General features: G+C 38.2%; 13 protein-coding genes. 2 read left to right on the forward strand and 11 right to left on the reverse strand.

What is annotated here, in order from left to right:
• The first annotated feature begins 68 nt into the window (after positions 1-68).
• The gene (locus ACZZZW_RS22350) at positions 69-1,154 is read left to right on the forward strand and encodes an Ldh family oxidoreductase (RefSeq protein WP_463496662.1); all 1,086 of its coding nucleotides are present in this window, start codon (positions 69-71) and stop codon (positions 1,152-1,154) included.
• Between the two features lie 994 nt (positions 1,155-2,148).
• On the opposite strand, the gene ACZZZW_RS22355 is transcribed toward ACZZZW_RS22350, so the two are convergent.
• The 10 genes from ACZZZW_RS22355 to ACZZZW_RS22400 form a co-directional block, all read right to left on the reverse strand.
• The gene (locus tag ACZZZW_RS22355; protein WP_463496664.1) at positions 2,149-4,821 is read right to left on the reverse strand and encodes a glycoside hydrolase family 3 C-terminal domain-containing protein; all 2,673 of its coding nucleotides are present in this window, start codon (positions 4,819-4,821) and stop codon (positions 2,149-2,151) included.
• Between the two features lie 3 nt (positions 4,822-4,824).
• Positions 4,825-6,246 (reverse strand): alpha-L-fucosidase, encoded by a 1,422-nt coding sequence (locus tag ACZZZW_RS22360; RefSeq protein ID WP_463496666.1) that lies wholly within the window; start codon positions 6,244-6,246, stop codon positions 4,825-4,827.
• Between the two features lie 61 nt (positions 6,247-6,307).
• A complete protein-coding gene (locus ACZZZW_RS22365) occupies positions 6,308-7,903 on the reverse strand; it encodes a SusD/RagB family nutrient-binding outer membrane lipoprotein (RefSeq protein ID WP_463496668.1) in 1,596 nt (531 codons plus the stop codon).
• Between the two features lie 25 nt (positions 7,904-7,928).
• The gene (locus ACZZZW_RS22370) at positions 7,929-11,261 is read right to left on the reverse strand and encodes a SusC/RagA family TonB-linked outer membrane protein (RefSeq protein ID WP_463496670.1); all 3,333 of its coding nucleotides are present in this window, start codon (positions 11,259-11,261) and stop codon (positions 7,929-7,931) included.
• Between the two features lie 84 nt (positions 11,262-11,345).
• Positions 11,346-12,560 carry an ROK family protein gene (locus ACZZZW_RS22375; RefSeq protein WP_463496673.1) on the reverse strand — a complete coding sequence of 405 codons (1,215 nt, stop codon included), beginning with the start codon at positions 12,558-12,560 and terminating at the stop codon, positions 11,346-11,348.
• A 147-nt stretch (positions 12,561-12,707) separates the two neighbouring features.
• Positions 12,708-13,901, reverse strand: a complete 1,194-nt coding sequence (lepB, locus tag ACZZZW_RS22380) for a signal peptidase I (RefSeq protein ID WP_463496675.1) — start codon at positions 13,899-13,901, stop codon at positions 12,708-12,710.
• A gap of 172 nt (positions 13,902-14,073) precedes the next feature.
• Positions 14,074-14,808, reverse strand: a complete 735-nt coding sequence (gene dapB / locus ACZZZW_RS22385) for a 4-hydroxy-tetrahydrodipicolinate reductase (protein ID WP_463496677.1) — start codon at positions 14,806-14,808, stop codon at positions 14,074-14,076.
• 124 nt (positions 14,809-14,932) lie between these two features.
• Positions 14,933-15,649, reverse strand: coding sequence for a DUF5683 domain-containing protein (locus tag ACZZZW_RS22390; protein WP_463496680.1), 717 nt, complete (start codon positions 15,647-15,649; stop codon positions 14,933-14,935).
• Positions 15,649-16,557: a ParB/RepB/Spo0J family partition protein gene (locus ACZZZW_RS22395; RefSeq protein ID WP_055912552.1), complete on the reverse strand. Its 909-nt coding sequence runs from the start codon at positions 16,555-16,557 to the stop codon at positions 15,649-15,651. The genes ACZZZW_RS22390 and ACZZZW_RS22395 overlap by 1 nt, the downstream gene beginning before the upstream one ends.
• A gap of 7 nt (positions 16,558-16,564) precedes the next feature.
• A complete protein-coding gene (locus ACZZZW_RS22400; protein WP_055912555.1) occupies positions 16,565-17,368 on the reverse strand; it encodes a ParA family protein in 804 nt (267 codons plus the stop codon).
• Between the two features lie 180 nt (positions 17,369-17,548).
• On the opposite strand from ACZZZW_RS22400, the gene ACZZZW_RS22405 reads away from it, so the two are divergent.
• Entirely contained in the window at positions 17,549-18,070 is a 522-nt protein-coding gene (locus ACZZZW_RS22405; protein ID WP_463496684.1) for an NADPH-dependent FMN reductase, read from the forward strand.
• Between the two features lie 285 nt (positions 18,071-18,355).
• Here ACZZZW_RS22405 and ACZZZW_RS22410 read toward each other — a convergent pair whose 3' ends face one another.
• The gene (locus ACZZZW_RS22410) at positions 18,356-18,511 is read right to left on the reverse strand and encodes a hypothetical protein (RefSeq protein ID WP_463496686.1); all 156 of its coding nucleotides are present in this window, start codon (positions 18,509-18,511) and stop codon (positions 18,356-18,358) included.
• Between the last annotated feature and the right edge of the window lie 276 nt (positions 18,512-18,787).

Here is an 18,787-nt window from a genome sequence, read left to right on the forward strand (position 1 = left end):
TAAACTTGTTTCAGCATCTATCAAGAAAGACCCTGAAATAAATTCAGGGTGACGACAAATAGTATACTATGACCTTCATCACTTTTACCGAAACCACCCTCAGAGCATTTACTTATAGTGTTTTTAAAAAAATGGGCTGTTCTGATGAGCATGCCGATTTAGCAACCGATGTATTGATCCGTTCAGATTTACGGGGAATCGATTCGCATGGTGTTGCGCGTTTAAGTGGCTACGTTCGTCTTTGGGAAAAGAAAAGAATCAATGCCACGCCTGATATAAAAATTGTGCATGAAACGCCTACCACTGCAACTGTAGATGGCGATGCCGGATTAGGATTGGTTGTAGCTCCTTTTGCAATGAAAGTTGCTATTGAAAAAGCAGAAAAATATGGCAGTGGATGGGTATCTGTTAAAAATTCTAATCATTTCGGTATTGCAGGTTACCATGCTTTAATGGCGGTAGAAAAAGATATGATCGGTATCAGTATGACGAATGCCAGTCCTTTGGTTGCTCCTACCTATGCAAATGAGCGTTTGCTTGGAACAAACCCCATGTGTTATGCTTTCCCGGCAGGAAAATATCCACCAGTAATTGTAGATATGGCTACGGCCGCCGCAGCAAATGGTAAGTTGGAAATTGCCCAGCGTGCGAACAAAAGTATCCCTGATGGCTGGGTTCAGGATAAATCCGGTGAAAACTCGACCGATCCAAACGAATTGAAAAATGGCGGCTCACTTTTACCTCTGGGCAGCGATAAAGATCATGGCAGCCATAAAGGTTATGGTTTAAGTGCTACAGTTGATATTTTATCAGCGGTATTATCAGGTGCAAATTACGGCCCTTGGGTGCCTCCTTTTGTAGCTTTTTTAGAACCATCAGCAAATCCGGTTGGCGAAGGATTGGGCCACTTTTTAGGTGCTATGCGTGTGGATGGCTTCAGACCGGCTGCAGATTTTAAAGATCACCTGGATAATTGGATAGAACGCTTTAAAAGCGCAAAAACGATAGATCCTGATAAAAAGGTAATCATCCCTGGCGAACCTGAACATGAATTTGAGCAGGAAAGAAAAATCAGTGGTATTCCGATCATTGATGTTGTGGTGAAGGATTTGAATGAACTGGCTGTAAAGTTAGAGATAGCTGGTCTTAGTTAATGGTTTGATGGTTGATAGACCATAGTCGATTTCTTTAACCATAGCAATGACGATTTATTTAGGACTATCTTGATAAACTACATCGTCCTTGTTTGTAACGAGGATGTACGAGTAATGCGATTCTATCGCTCTTAAAGGAATTATTTTCGCATTGCAAATGCGTAACTTAAAAATCCTCATTACAAACTAAGACTATTTAAGATAGGAAAGGTCTGTGGGGACACAGACCTTGATGTTATTAAAACGATCGTCATTACTAGGAGAAGCGACGAAGCAATCTTTCATGCTGGCAATATCTACTACAGGAAAGATTGCTTCGTCGGCTGAAAAAGCCTTCTCCCAATGACGATTTATTTAGGATAATCTTAATAAACTACATCGTCCTCGTTTGTAACGAGGAGGTACGAGTAATGCGATTTTATCGCTCTTAAAGGAATTATTTTCGCATTGCAAATGCGTAACTTAAAAATCCTCGTTACAAACTAAGACTATTTAAGATAGGAAAGGTCTGTGGGGACACAGACCTTGGTGTTATTAAAACGATCGTCATTACGGGGAGGAACGACGAAGCAATCTTTCATGCGGGCGATATCTACAGGAAAGATTGCTTCGTCGGCTGAAAAAGCCTTCTCGCAATGACGATTTATTTAGGACTATCTTAATAAACTACATCGTCTTCGCTTGTAACAAGGATGTACGAGTAATGCGATTTTATCGCTCTTAAAGGAATTATTTTCGCATTGCAAATGCTTACCTCAAAAATCCTCGTTACAATCGAAGACAATTTAAGATAGGAAAGGTCTGTGGGGACACAGACCTTGGTGTTATTAAAACGATCGTAATTGCGAGGAGGAACGACGAAGCAATCTTTCATGCTGGCGATATCTACAGGAAAGATTGCTTCGTCGGCTGAAAAAGCCTTACAGCAATGACCGATTCCAATAGGCCGGCAACTATTAACGATATGCTTTTATACGCAACTATAGGGGTGATTTTAAGGCTTAACGGTTACATTATCTTTTAAATAAAGGGCCTTGCTTGATGAACCGATCATAATCCGGTAATCTCCAGGTGCTACTCCCCATACGTTATTAATATCCAAAGTTTGAAGCACATTTTTATCCACTTTAAAGGAAACATTTTTTGTTTCTCCTGCCTTTAAAGTTACACGCTTAAAAGCCCTTAAAGCAAGAACAGGTTGCGCCAATTTGCTTAACAATGGCCGCATGTATAACTGCACAACTTCCTCACCATCATAATTACCTGTATTTTTAAGTTCGAAGCTTACCGTAGCGGTTTCATTTTTAGCAATGCTTTTGCGGCTGAATTTTAAATCGGTGTACGAAAAATTGGTATAACTCAATCCGTAGCCGAAAGGAAAAAGTGGTTCGCCACTTAAATTGTTATAATCATCGCCTCTTCCGGTAGGTTTGTGGTTGTAAACTAGCGGAAGTTGAGATTCATCGATAGGGTAAGTAATTGGAAGTTTACCAGAAGGGTTAACTTTTCCAAGCAAAACATCGGCAATGGCATCTCCACCAGCTTCACCAGGGTACCAAACATTTAAAACTGCATTAACTTTATTTAACCAGGGCTGCATATTAATTGCACTTCCACCGGTTAATACCACAACAATGGGCTTTCCGGTTTTTGAAAGCTCTTCTAGTAACAATTCTTGATTTCCGGGCAGGTTTAACATTGCCCGATCTAAAAATTCTCCTTCTTTTATGCCTGCAACAAAAACAATTACATCATTATTTTTGGCAGCGGCAACTGCATCAGTTATTTCATTTGATTTCTTAAGGTTATAATCCCAAATGAGTTTGATTTTACCATTGCCTTTTGACTCAAAAAATTCGACCTTAATCTTATATTCTTTATTTTTCTCCAAATAGAATGGGACTGTTTTGGTATTGACAGATTTTTTGTCCCAATTATTGATAAGTAATCGATCATCCAGGTATAATCGGTAACCATCGTTTCCTTCCAATCCGATATTAACGTCGGCATTTTGAGGCACTACAATTTTGCCTTCCCACCTTACCGAATAATCATCCAATTGAAGCTGCTCTTCTGGCGGGTAAATTGTCCAGCTGAAATTAACAGCCTGATCAATTATTTCTTTTACCGGCTTACCAGAAAAGTTAAGTCCTTTATAGTATTTTCCGGTTAATCCTGCTTTTTTATTGGAGGATAAATACTGGCTATCTATTGGCGTATAAAGCTGAGTTTCTCTAGTGCTGCCTTTTAAATAAGTAATCTCAACGTTATTGGATATTGCGTTTTTTAAACCTGTTAAAATATTTACCTTATTGTTCCCTGTGCCGCTGTAGCCCCCCAATCTGGCCTCAATTGCATCTTCACCTAAAAGCAAAATGTGTTTTGTACTTTTTAAAGGAAGTGTATTATTCTCATTTTTTAATAGCACAAACGACTTTATTGCGGCTTCTTTTGCTAAATTCCGGTTACTTTGGTCGGTTAACATTTTTTCGGCAATACTTTCATCTACATAAGGATGCTCAAACAGCCCAAGCTCAAATTTTGCCCGAAGCACTCTGGCTAAAGCATCATCTATTCTGGATTTTGGAATGCTGCCATCTAAAAATGCTGGCAAGAAGAGTTTATAATGGTTATAATCTACCTGAAAAATTACGTCAAGGCCAGCGTTAATCGATTGTGCCGTTGCATCTTTATAATCTTTAGTGGTAAAATGCAATACATTGGCACCACCAACTGCACCTGCATCAGAAATGACAAAACCTTTAAATCCCCATTCGTTTTTTAATTTAGTAGTCAGCAGCCATTTATTTGAGGTTGCCGGCGTTCCAAAAACGCTGTTATAGGAAGTCATCAATGAGCGGATCCCTACATTTTTAACTCCATCTTTAAACGCAGGAAAGTGGATTTCTTCTAAAAAATGTTTATCCATTTCTATTGGATAACTGTCTCTACCGCCATCACCCACATTTGCGATAAAATGTTTTGGGGTAACGATGATGTTTTGTTTTTCTATGGCATTCATAAAGGCGTGCCCCATCACAGTGGTTAGGTAAGGGTCTTCTCCATACGTTTCTTCTACCCTGCCCCATCTTACATCTGTAGCCATATTAATTACGGGAGCCAAAAGATCTCTTAAACCGCGTGCCCGTGCCTCACTGGCAATTGCTGTACCGATTTTGGCCACTAAAGCGGTATCAAAACTTGCTGCTAAACCAATCGATTGGGGAAAAGCTGTAGCTCCTTGCCTTACCAAACCATGCAAAGCTTCATCAAATGGAATAATCGGGATGCCCAAACGGGTTTCTTCAACAAAATATTTTTGAATTTTATTGATCTTTTTTGCGAGTGAAAGTCCATCTTCTGCCGTATTGTAAGTTAACATCTGCTGGGCAGTACCACCGCCTTGGGCTGCAGCACTTACTTGTAAACCAAAAATCCCGTATTTAAATTGATTTTTATTTGCTTCAATTACATCCCCCGGAATCATAAATAATTGCCAAAATTTCTCTTCTGGAGTCATTCTCGAAATGAGATCTTTCACCCTCAAATCGATACTTAATTTTGGATTTTTATAGGCTGATTGTTGCCCTTTTTTAACCTGAGCAAAAAGATTACTGCATACAAAAAGTACGGGCAATAAACAGAAGATTTTTTTTGGTTTAAGCATCACTTAATTGTTTTCGGGCGTAAAAGCAAAGGTTAAGGCTATTTTTTCCTCCATTTTAGGAAGCTCAAAATGTACTTTACCATCTGTCAATTTCCATTTTACTTTTTGATTGTTGCCAATGATGGTTATCAATGTTCCTTTCTTTGGAATACTACCTTTCCATGAAATTTCTTTAAGCGGAGTGTTTCCCATCAAAGCGATGCCGTAAATGGTTTTGCCATCTTTACTTTGGGTAAACCAGTTTTGCCCATCATGGTAATTTTTGGTAATCCTTGTTCCATAAATCGCAGCACCGTTTTTACTGGTCCACTTGCCAATATCTTCCAATTTTTTAATTACATCGTCTGGTAAAGTGCCATCAGCTTTCGGGCCTACACCTAAAAGCAAACTTCCGCCTTTGGCTACAATTTCTACCAGCTTATGAACCACTTCGGTTGCCGACTTATACTGATCGTTGGGTACAAAACCCCAGGCTCCGCCTAAAGTCATACAACTTTCCCATGGATAATCCAGTTGCTGTTCCGGAATTTTCTGTTCAGGCGTTTGGTAATTTTCGAACTGCCCGTGCACTGTTCTATCTACTACAATTAAGCCAGGTTGTGATTTCCTTGCATCAGTTGCAATTTTAGGCATATCAATATCCTGACTCCATTCCGGAATTGGAGCACCCCAGGAAAGCACCTCTTTGTTTACGCTGGCCCGTGGACGAACCCAGCCGCCATCTAACCACAAAATATCGATACTACCATAGTTGTTCATCAGCTCTCCAATCTGGTTCTGTGTGTAGGTTTTGAACATATTCCATCGCCATGGATGCTTTCTGATATCGTAATTGTTATTCCTATCAGCAGTAGCGTATTTACCCCACCAATAATATTGCGAATGCCAGTCGGGTTTAGAAAAATAGGCCCCAATCATGAAATTTTCCTTGCGGAAAGCATCAAATACATATTTGGCAACATCTTTTTTTGCATTGGTTGAAAAAGGACCTTTAGCAATGCTGAAATCAGATTGTTTGGTATCAAACATGGCAAAGCCATCGTGGTGTTTGGTTGTAAACACCAAATACTTCATGCCTGCATCTTTACCTGCTTTTGCCCATTGTTCGGGGTTAAACTTTGTTGGATTAAATTTTTCACTTATACCCCAGTACCACTTTTTATAGTCTTCGTATTTAATGGTGCTGTCTCTTTCTATCCAGTCTTCTGAGCAAATGGACCATGATTCTATTATGCCAGGAACAGCATAAAGTCCCCAGTGAATAATCATTCCGAATTTTTTATCCTGCCAGGTATCGAGTTTCTTTTTAACGGCGTCATCTTTAGGCCATTCGTAAATCTCCGATTGTGGCATGATATCGTTCTGCTGGGCGTGCAAAATTTTCGCAGAAAAGATAATTGCTAATAAAACGATTCTTGTTTTCATGTATCAAATAATTAAAATGCCCTGTAAAAAAATTTACAAGGCATTTTTAGTAGAGTTTGAATTATTTTACGTCCCAAAAAACTTTATTGGTCCGTGTATCTTTTGATCTAACTGAATTATAATTTGAATTATTAGCCGATTCAACACTTGGGTAAGTTAACCGATTTGGAGGGAGTTCAAAACCAACTAATGTTTGCGGAACAACCGTCAATTTAGGATATTTCGTTCTTCTGTATTCAGACCAAGCTTGATCAGATTGCAAGAAACCGAAATTTAGCCATTTTTGATTCCAGATTTTGGCTAGCTTTTCCTCAGATGTACCGGTATATGCTGATGCACTGGCATTTACAAATGTATTTACATCGGTAGCAAGTGGAGCACTTGATTTTCCACCTCCTATGGAGTGTAAGTAATAATAAAAGGAAACCGATTGTGCTAAAGCAGCATTGTAGGCGGTTTGCGCATTCGCTGTAGTTCCCCAACGCTCAAAAGCTTCGGCTTTCAAAAAGTTAACCTCAGAAGCTGTAATCAATATCCCCGGCACCTTTATGTTATTTATGAAAGTTGCAGAATCTAATATCGAATATTTGGTAAAAGCTGTATCCTGTTGGTTAGATGTGTATGTCACAGGCATTGCCCTAAAGTTTTTATTTGGAACAAAAACGTTATTAACCGTCTGGCCAAATTTATCATAAACCAACGGAATTCTAGGATCGTTGGCTGGAAGCATTAATTTATTTAATGCATAATCAGGAGCAAAGTAAGTGTTGATTTCGGTAATTGCACTTCTTAAACTATTGGTATTTGTAGTTAATGGCTGCAATAATATATCAGTTGTTGCCGGAGTATAACTTCCTACATTATTACCATCTACCAACGGGAAATTTGTACTGTTACTCAACATATTTAATACGGTTGTTCTTGCGGTTGCTTCATCTACAAATGATGTGCGCATTAATAAGCGAAGGCGTATTGAATTAGCATACCTCCTCCATTTATCAAGATTACCAGTTAATAAAATATCAGCCTTATTAAACGCAGGTGCCACGGTAGCCGAAAGTTTTGCATTGGCAAAATATGTAGCAGCATCATCAAGCCCTTTAATTAAAGTTGTATATAATGCTTTTGCATCATCAAATTTAGGATCCTTAATCGCATTGGTAGCTTCCAGACTTCCCGCTTCTGAAAAAGGAATATCGCCAAATAAATCGACCATTTTTGAAGCTTGATCATAAAGAAAAATTTTGGCTGCCTGCATATAAACTTCCTGGTTAGCCTGTTCAGCTGCAGGTAAGGTTGCATAAGTTACTTCCATAGCTCTGTATACGCCCAACGGACCGCTACCATTACCGGCCGGATAGTAAAAATCTGACCAATAGTTACCAATATACCCGTCAATTTGACGGTATGCTTCGCTGCCATTAGCAAAAGATGCAGCTTGGGAATACACTGCAGGATGCGGTGCCAGAAAAGTACGCTGGTTCCAGTAAGCCGGTCTAACACGGTCGCTATTTAGCATGGCTGTAAAAAAACCAGACAAGTTGGTTGTTGTTGAGCGCTCTGGATTGTAATACAAATCAGTTAACTGTTTTTTACATGATGAAAATAACAGCACTAGAGAAAGTATCAAACTTATATTTATAAATATCTTTTTCATTGTAATTATTTTTATGGGTTACAGCCTAGAAACTAGCATTTAATGAAAATCCAAAACTTCTTGTGGCTGGCAATGAACCATTATCTACACCTTGACTATACCATTTGTCTCCAATTAAAGTTTCTGGATCCAGATTCTTTAAAGTTCTATGGAAGTATAAAAGGTTTCTGCCTATCATTGAAATTCTCATATTGGACATTCCTATTTTTTTAATGAGGTTGTTAGGCAATCTATAACCAAGCGTTAATTCTCTTAGCTTAATAAAATTATTTTTATAAACTGCACCTTCCTGATTAAGTGCATCAGAACTACCTGCGGCAAATGAGTTGAAATAATAGCTTGCTGCATCCAATATGATATCATTCGGTTGGCCATTAGCTTTAACACCCGGAAGGATTAAACCATCGTGATATACTTTTTGGCCACCTGGTGCTGCGCTGTTTGCATTTGGCAACAATACATTAGCACCTGCACTGTTTACATAATAACTTAAACCACCATGCTCAGTATCACGATATTGAAGGGTATTTTCGTAAACTCCAGTTCCAGTAGCATATTTTAAAGGCGTAGAAACTACATCACTACCAAAACGGTAATCAACCAAAAAGCTAAGTGAGAAATTTTTATAGTTTAAAGTGTTAGATAAGCCTCCTGTTATACTTGGAGTAACATTTCCTGCTTTTACATACTGCGATTTATCGATAACATAAAAACCATCATCGCTTACAACTTTCTGGCCTCCTGCATTGGTTTTAGTAGGGTAAACATAAATGTTTCCTAAATCATCACCAGGCTTTGCTGTAATCCGGATTGCATTATCTTCACCATTAAAAAAGATAAGCTCAGGTATGCCAGGAGCCAGAGCATATACTTTTGTTCTATTTTGAGAAAAATTTAAACTGGTTTGCCAGTTAAAATCTGTTGAAACTATAGGTTTTGCATTTAATGAAAGTTCCCAACCTTTACTACCTATCTCTCCTACGTTAACAATCTGGCTTCCGCTACCATTACTTGACGCGATTTGAAGGCGCAGAATTTGATTTCTAATGCGATTGCTGTAGTAACTTAGATCGATACCAAACCTGCCATTTAAAAAACGGGTTTCCAATCCATACTCTTGCTCATACTTTTTTTCAGGTTGCAAGCTTTCGTTACCGTAGCCACCTGGCAAAACCAGTTGCGGAACAGAACCATTGTTGGTTTGTAAGGAGTTTTGTCCGTAAGATACATTAGATTCGTATGGAAGCGCAGCATTAGCAACTACACCGTATGAAGCACGAAATTTACCATAACTCAAAAACTCTGGCAAGGCACCTTTAAATGCATCTGTAAAAACAAAACTTCCGTTAACAGATGGATAGTAATATGTATTATTTAACGGTGGCAGTGTTGATGAAGATTCTTGGCGAATGGTACCCTCTACAAAAAGATAGTCTTTATATGATAAATTTAAGATACCAAAAGATCCGTATTTTAAAAGGGATCTTCTACTTGCAGAAGTTTGAAGAATACCATAGGAGTTATTTAGCGAAAACCAGTTTTCAGAAACCAAACCAAATTGTGTTCCTGAAGATTGATCTTTATAGTTTTCTCTTCTGGATGTAAAGCCAGCACTTGCAGAAAAAGATAAATCTTTGGTGATATTATCGCTGTAAGTTAAAAGTGCATCGGTATATATTGTACTATAAGTACCATTCCCGGTTGAATATGCTCCAGTGCTTGAGGTTTCTGGGTTAAAGGCTACTGGAAATTGGCTGTAATTTTTATCTTCAGTATTACGGCCGGTATAATCATTACCAACACGTCCTCTAAACTTTAATTTGCTAAAAATATCCCAGTTTAAAGTAGCACTGCTGTATAACCTGTTTTCGGTTTCATCGCTGGTATTTTTTAGGGTAGACCAAAAATAGTCGTAAAGATTAGGACGAACGTTAAAAACAAACGCTTCAGCAGGATTTCTGGCAGTTTGATTAAAAGGAACCCAGGCATAACCTTGTGAGGTTTGATATTTTTCGCGCACTAAATCGATATCCTCATTCCGTCCAAAAAATCCATCAAATGATTGTGCAAGCCTATTGGTTTGGTATGCCCTATTGTGTGTTATTGAATTTACATAATTGGCAACAACATCCACACTTAAGCTTTTACTTAATTTTAACGAACTGTTTAAAGTGAATGAATTCTTTTTAAGACCTGATTCGCGCTGTATGCCATCATAATCAAGACGTGTGTAAGATATGCGGTAGCTATAATTATCTGTTTGATTTGACAATGCAATATTAGCAGATGAGCTTAAACCATTTCTGAAAATATTTTTGTAGTTATCAGGCTGTGGAGAAAAAGAACGGATAGAACCATCCCACCAGCGCACCTGTTGTCCATCCATTTTAGGACCGAAATTGGCGTATGCCCTAAAGTTTGGGCGGAAGCCTGAAGGTGATTTAGAATCTGCAATCCATCCTTCTTCGGTAGCTCCAACAGATAAGTTAGTTGCCCTATCGTATCCCTGCCCATAAACATTTTGATAGTTAGGAAGAAACGCCGGCTGCTCAACTGTTCCAAAATAGTTTACATCAACTGTTGGTCCTTTACCTTTAACCCCTTTTTTAGTGGTAATGATAATTACTCCAGATCCAGCGTCAGAGCCATAAAGTGCTGATGCGCTGGCCCCTTTTAAAACAGAAAGACTTTCAATATCTTCTGGATTAATATCTAAAATACCATTTCCCCTAATACGTTGGTCATCATAAAAACCTCCATTATTTCTTCCGCTAGCACCATATTGGCCTTCACTACGAATTACAACACCATCTACAACGTAAAGTGGCTGTTGGTTATAGTTAATGGAATTAATACCACGGATTTGAACATTAACTGCACTACTTGCACCACCTGGTGCTGTAGTTACCTGCACGCCTGAAGCTTTTCCATATAAAGCCGAAGCAAAGTTGGTATTACCAGCTTCTGTTAACTCTTTTGCAGAAACAGTTGCTGTAGAATACCCTAGTGCCTTTTTTTGGCGTTGAATACCAAATGCTGTTACAACCACATCGCTTAATGCTTTTGCATCCTGTTTTAATGTTATGTTTAGTGTAGATTCTGCCCCTACAGAAACTTCCTGCCTGGCATATCCAATTGCCGAAAATACAAGTACTTCATTCGGGTTAACTGCTATAGAAAATTTTCCGGCACCATCGGTTTGGGTAGCTTTAGTTGTTCCCTTAACAGAAACACTTACCCCGGGAATTGTTCCCGATGCATCTCTTACCGTTCCGGTAATTGTTTTTTGCGCAAAAGCATTTATCGTTATAAGTGATAACAATAGTATACTTAAACACCTTAAGTACATTTTTTCCATGATTATTGATTAGTTTAAAAATTAGTTGAAATTTGTTTGATTTGATCGAGTTAGTAAATGTTTTTATTTCTCCATAATAATGATTTAAATGAGTGGATTAGTTACCATTTCTTCGAAATGGCTATGTTCAACTGCTAAGCTTGCAGCAGCCAATAATTCGGCTTCGTCTGTTAGTGTAGAAAGCCTGATTTCAGTTTGTTCGGCAATGCGGGGAATGCAAAATTCGTGTATAGCTTGTTGTATCGGAGGCAATAGCATTTTACCTGCTTTAGCACCTCTTCCGCTCAAAACAATACACTGTGGATTTAAAAGATGGATAAGAGTTGCAATACCTTTACCCAATTGAAAAATGGCTTTAACTAAAATAGATATAGCAACCGGATCTTGCTGTCTTACAGCTGTTAAGAAATGATCGGCGGGGTGCTTGCTTTTATCTTCAAACAATTTATTCATGCTTGATTCTGCACCATTTTTAATTTCCTGTTCTGCTTTTTTTGCCATTACCAGTAGAGAAGTATCTACTTCCAAACACCCACGTCTGCCACATGAACATAAATTATCACTATCAGAAAGTGGAATGTGGCTAAACTCACCTGCACTTCCACTACTTCCCCTGTAAAGCTTACCATCAATTATCATCCCTAAACCTGTACCCCACCCGATATTAACAACCATAACATCTTTAAGATCAACAGCTTCACCAAAATTTAATTCAGCAAGGGCAATTAAACTCGAGTCATTATCAATATAAACGGGTAGACCGATATTTAAAGCAAGGCATGCCTGCAATGTAGTACCTTCTTCAACCTTTAAGAATGAGTGATTAATGCCTTCTTCTGCATTAACAAAACCAGGCATACCAATGCCAACACCTAAAATATTAACTCTATCAATTCCAGATTGATTGATACTGGTATTTATAAAATTGACAAGATCATTGATGTTGTTATTCTCGGATGATAGATTGAATTCTAATGATTGAATTGGTATAATCATCTTCCTGGAAAGATCGTAAATGGTTAGCCTTGTGGTAAGCTGATCCATTGCAATCGCAACTACATATTTGGTCAGCTTTGGATTGATAAAGAACATAGCTGCTCTTCTACCACCGGTTGATGGTGCATAACCCTCTTCTAAAACATAACCTTCGGCTATTAAGCCATTAACAACAGCTGTAACCAAGGGTAAACTTTTCTGTGTCAACTTACTTAAATCTGTAAGTGAAAGCGACTTCTTATAATATAAATGCTTAATGATACCAGCCTTCAGACGCTGGTTTTTCTTCACAATTACAGACATTTTATTTGATTATATTCAAACTTAATAAATATTTTTAAAACATAGTTATACTTTTTAATTTTTTTTTTAAGTTAATTATGAATCGGCATAAAACAAAAAGGGCGAATAATCTTCGATTATCCGCCCTTTTAAAAGAATTATATTTTATTAATGGATACCCATAAATAATCTACTCCATCGTATTTTATGTAAAAACGACGCTGTACTGTCCCAACTCATCCAAACAAATAAGGCTTTACCTACAATATGATCTTCTGGTACAAAACCCCAATAGCGTGAGTCGGCAGAGTTATGGCGGTTATCACCCATCATCCAGTAGTAGTCCATTTTAAAAGTATAAGTAGTGGCAACCTTGTCATTAATGTACCAAACACCCGCTTTTTGTTCTACTTTGTTTCCTTCGTAAGTTCTAATTGCCCTGTAATAAAGCGGCATGGTATTGCTATCAATTTTAACCGTCCACCCTTTTGAAGGAATCTTAACCGGACCAAAGTTATCCCTGTTCCATACACGGTTAGGATCATTAGGAAAAACGCCTCCCTGAACAGCACCGGGTGCATCAGGACTTAGCGTTACCGATTTTACAAAATCAAAAGTTTTCAGTTTATCGGCAATTTCCGGCGAAGCATCTACCACATACGTATTGGCAGCTACTGCTGGCGTACCACCAAGGTTCAGGTTAAATTCGTCAAGCGCAGCATAATTAAAATCCATGGTTTTAAATTCGATGCGATAAGGCATCATACCTGTGTTTTTTAAAGGCTCGTTTTTACCATTTACATTCGCAATACCATTGCTCATGGAAATTACATCGCCAGGGATGCCAATACAACGCTTAATAAAATTTTCACGCTTATCAACCGGCCTGTCTGTAATGGTATAAGTACTTCTTACCTGTTCGCGGCCCATGCCCCTAACTAGCTCGTAATAACTTGCTGCCTGATTTTCTACAGCAACGGTATCCCCCTCCGGAAAGTTAAAAACAACTACATCGTTTCTTTTAATTTTGGATAAACCGGGTAAACGGTGATATTTCCACTGTACGCCATCCCAATATGCTTTAGTTGATGTTGTTAATGGCATAGTATGGTGAGCAAAAGGAAAAGCTACAGGCGTCATCGGAATACGTGCACCATAATTTACCTTACTTACAAAAAGAAAATCTCCGATAAGTAAAGATCTTTCCATTGATCCAGAAGGAATGGTATAAGCTTCGATAAAAAATACACGAATGATTGTTGCTGCTACTACTGCGAAAACAATAGCATCTACCCATTCGCGGGTTTTCGTTTTTTTCTTCCTTGGGGCATCATTTTTTTTCTGCCAGAATTTGTAATTCATATATCTTATTTTTGGTTGGCGATCAACTCGATCGTTTACCTGTTATCTGTATTTCTTTGGGTGTGATTTCACAAATTGCGTGATATCACAGATTTATTTTTGGCTCGTCAATCGGTTAACTGCATTAACTGATCAACTGAAATTGGCCAACCGTTAACCGAAAACTGTTTTTCTACTCAAAAATATCAGTAATATTGTAAAATCCCTTTTTATCTTTCACCCATTCTGCCGCAACAACTGCACCTAACGCAAAACCAGCTCTGTTGTGTGCGGTATGTTTAATTTCGATTTCATCTACTTCACTACTGTAAATTACGGTATGTGTACCTGGAATATTTTCTATTCTATGCGATTCTATAAGCAATTGATCTACTTTAGGAAACAATTCCACATCAGTACCTACCACTTCATTTAACCATTCCTGCTTGCGCTCCAAATTATCAACAATGCCCTCGGCCAGCGTGATGGCTGTACCGCTTGGTGCATCTAATTTTTGGGTATGGTGAATTTCTTCTACCTGCACCTCGTAAGCCGGATAATTATTCATCAATTTGGCCAAAGTTTGGTTAAGCTTAAAAAATAAATTTACGCCAATACTAAAGTTAGACCCATAAAGCAAAGTATTGTTACTGTTGCTGCAATCATCTTTAACCTCTTGCAGCTTGCCATACCAACCGGTTGTGCCTACAACTACCGGAACGTTGGCATCAAAACAGGCATCAATGTTTTTCAAAACCGAATCAGGAGTACTGAAATCAATCGCCACATCTGCTGATTTTAAATTCTGCCTGGTTAAATCTTCCTGATTATCGATTGATATTTTTAAAACGATTTCGTGACCGCGTTCAAGTGCAAATCTTTCGATAATCTGCCCCATTTTGCCATAACCTAAAAGCGCAATTTTCATTTTTATATATTTATTTCCGTTTTTGTTAATTTAATTGTCGTTAAAACAGCTTTAGTGGTTTAAAGGTAATAAAACGATCAAGATTTCATATTGAAAATGGAGAAATCATTTATCGTTTCATTTTCTAAAAGGTTAACGATAATTTTAATGCAGGTGTGGCATTAAAGCCATACATAGTGCTTGAATTGATCATTGAGGGTGTAACCTTAAAAGAAAGGTTGTTATCAATATTGAAAAAGTGCAGTCGTGCAGCCACATAAGCATCAACAATATTGGCAGCATAAAGTAACCCATAAGAAAAAAGCACGATCTGAGAATTTCGTTTATAAAGGCTTTTTCCATCCAATATCCCCTGATTTGTATGCTGAGTTAAATCCAGTTTCTTTCCGGGATTTTGCTCCCGATATTGTGCCTCGGCCAAAAACCGGCTATATTTTTTTCTGCTATCAAGGTAGGATAAGGTGAGCACAGTTGCGCCACCATAAATGGCTACAATTTTACCACCTGTATACAGCTTTTGCAATACCTGGCTTTTGCCTGCTCTTGTACCATAACCATCATTAAGCAACTGTATATTATACAATTGCCCCCAACCCGGAATCAGCATCGATCTGAAAACGGCTTTCCTACCTGCAACCTTACCAGGGTTTACGTATTTGGTCTTCATCGAATCTTTCCTGGTCATCGGTTTTTTAGCCGCAGTATCTATTGATTTGGATAGTTTAATTTTTTTAGTGGGTTCAACAGATTTTAACACCGTATCCTTAACCTGCGCCGAGGCGAAGTTTACAAGAAAAAATGTAAATAGGGAAACCAGTATTAAAAGCTTAGTCTTTTGCATTACCAGTCTAATAATTCTAAAATCCTGTTTAAATCATCATCACTCATAAAAGGAATCTCAATTGCCCCTTTACCATTCTGACTGATTTTTAACTTTACACGGGTTGCAAATTTAGAAGCCAGATCATCTTGTAGTTTTTGATATTGAAAGGATACACCTTTTACTTTAGGTTTCTCACTGGCTGGCAAAGGTAAATGCTGCAAATTGCGCACAATTTCTTCAACTTTACGTACCGAAAGGCCTTTTTCTAAAATCTCCTGGTGGATGAACAATTGTTTATCCACTCCATCTACATTAATTAAAGCCCTTGCATGGCCCATACTAATTTTCTGGTCGCGGATTGAGGCTTGTATTGCTGGTGGAAGTTTTAGCAAACGCAGGTAATTGGTAACCGTCGTACGGTTTTTACCTACGCGTTCGCCCAGTTGCTCTTGCTTTAGACCCACCTCATCAATCATTCTCTGGAAACTCAATGCCACCTCGATGGCATTTAAATTTTCGCGCTGAATATTTTCAATCAATGCCATTTCCAACATCTGCTGGTCGTTGGCACTGCGGATATATGCTGGAATTTGTGTTAAACCAGCCAACTTTGAAGCCCTGAACCTGCGTTCGCCCGAAATTAACTGGTATTTATTTGCGCCTGTTTTTCTAACCGTAATCGGCTGAATCAGGCCTTGTACTTTTATCGAATCGGCAAGTTCGTTTAAAGCTACCTGATCAAATTCGGTTCGTGGCTGGTATGGGTTGGTTTCAACTTCAGTTAAACTTACGTGACTGATATTGCCAATCTGCTCGGTTTCGCTTACAGCATTTACCTGCTGCTTTGGCGGATGAGAAGATTCGCTATCATCTAAAAGCGCACTTAAACCCCTTCCTAAACCTGTTTTTCGCTGAAAAGATGTCATCTATAATTTATAAAGTTGCTGTTCCAATGTTTTCTTCTTCCTTTAACAGGCCGTTTTTCTTCACAATTTCGCGGGCAAGGTTAAGGTAATTTATGGCTCCTTTACAATTTGCATCGTGCATAATTACCGAAACGCCATAGCTTGGTGCCTCACTTAAACGTGTGTTACGCTGTATTATAGTATCGAAAACGAGTTCGTGGAAATGGGTTCTCACCTCTTCTACTACCTGGTTGGATAAACGTAAACGAACATCGTACATAGTTAATAAAATACCCTCAATTTCCAGATCAGGATTTAAACGGTTCTGAACAATTTTGATGGTGTTTAAAAGCTTACCCAATCCCTCTAATGCAAAATACTCACACTGAACAGGAATAATAACCGAATCGGCTGCTGTTAAAGCATTGATAGTAATTAAACCTAAGGATGGAGAACAATCAATGATGATAAAATCGTACTGGTCTTTGATTTTCTCTAAAACCGCTTTCATTTTATATTCACGGTTATTGAGGTTAATCATCTCAATTTCTGCACCAACAAGGTCTATATGTGCAGGCAGTAAATCTAAATTCGGTGTATCCGTTTTTTGAATGGCCTGTAAAGGATCTATATCATTAATGATGCACTCGTAAATACTATCTTTAATATTCCGGGGATCGAAACCGATACCTGAAGTCGAATTTGCCTGAGGATCAGCATCAACCAGTAAAGTTTTATATTCTAGTACGGCCAAACTCGCAGCCAGGTTTATTGATGAAGTTGTTTTACCAACACCACCTTTTTGATTTGCTAATGCAATAATTTTGCTCATCTATGTATCCGAAATTTACTTAACGTTTATTTGGGCTGTGATATTTATGCGTTTTAATTGGCAAAAAGTTCTATTTTTGCCTTGTTTACGGCCTTTTTCACAATCAGCTAAGATACAAACTATATGGCAATTTTAGCAAGAAGCGCATTTGGGTTTTACACATCTTATTAACAATTATCCATGATCACGATTATAGCCGCCACAAACAGACCCAATAGCAATACGCTAAAAGTTGCTAAATATTACCAAAGCCAACTAAAAGAAAAAGGCAATCCTGCTCATTTGTTCAGTTTAGAGCATCTGCCTGCTGATGTATTAAATACTGATATGTACGGCAAAAGATCGGATGCTTTTCAGGAAATCCAGAACATGATCAATAAAACGGATAAGTTTATTTTTATTATGCCCGAATATAATGGCAGCTACCCGGGTGTGTTAAAAGTGCTAATCGATGCCTGTAATTTTCCTGATAGTTTTTATGATAAAAAGGCGGCATTAGTTGGCATTTCTTCCGGTAAATATGGCAATATTCGTGGTGTAGATCATTTTACAGGTGTTTGCCATTATATTCATCTTAATATTTTGCCCCTTCGTTTGCATATTCCCAATATTAAAGCCGAACTGGATGGTGAAGGTAATCTCAATCAGCCTGATACAGTTAAGTTTACCAACGAACAAATAGAGAAGTTTATCAAGTTTTAATAAAACACTCGTCTTTTTAAGAAACAATTTTATAACCCGCAATAGATTATAGAGTCAACTCAGCGATACTATTCCTTGATAAGCGAATTGCAAAATTGGCGTTTATCACCTTCCAAAAAATATAAGTATCATCTTCTTTTGGAAAGCAAAATCTGTATTCCATAGGAACGTTAGTCCTGCTTTTCATTACAAGTCCGCACTCGTACCTCGTTTACGGGCTTTCCATGATAATCAGGTTTAGGAACAAAAAACAGTGCCTTGATTTATTTTCAGCACCATACAACCTCAAACAGGATTACACGCTGCGCCACCTAAACCCGATGGAAGCGGCACGTAGTAAAGCGGACAGCGGGAACTGCCCAAACCTAAAATGTTACTGCACCTGCTTTCCAAAACAATTAGCATCATCTTCTCTTTTGGAAAGCGAAATCTGTATTTCATAGGAGCGTTAGTCCTGCTTTTCATTATAAGTCCGCACTCGTACCTCGTTTACGGGCTTTCCATTATAATCAGGTTTAGGAACAAAAAACAGTGCCTTGATTTATTTGCAGCACCATACAACCTTAAATAGAATTACAGGCTGCGCTACCTAAACCCGATGGAAGCGGCACGTAGTAAAGCGGACAGCGGGAACTGCCCAAACTTAAAATGTTACTGCACCTGCTTTCCAAAAATATTAGCACTTGTTTCTCGTTGGCATGCTTTCCATTACGTTAA

This window comes from Pedobacter sp. AC379 (assembly GCF_979258145.1).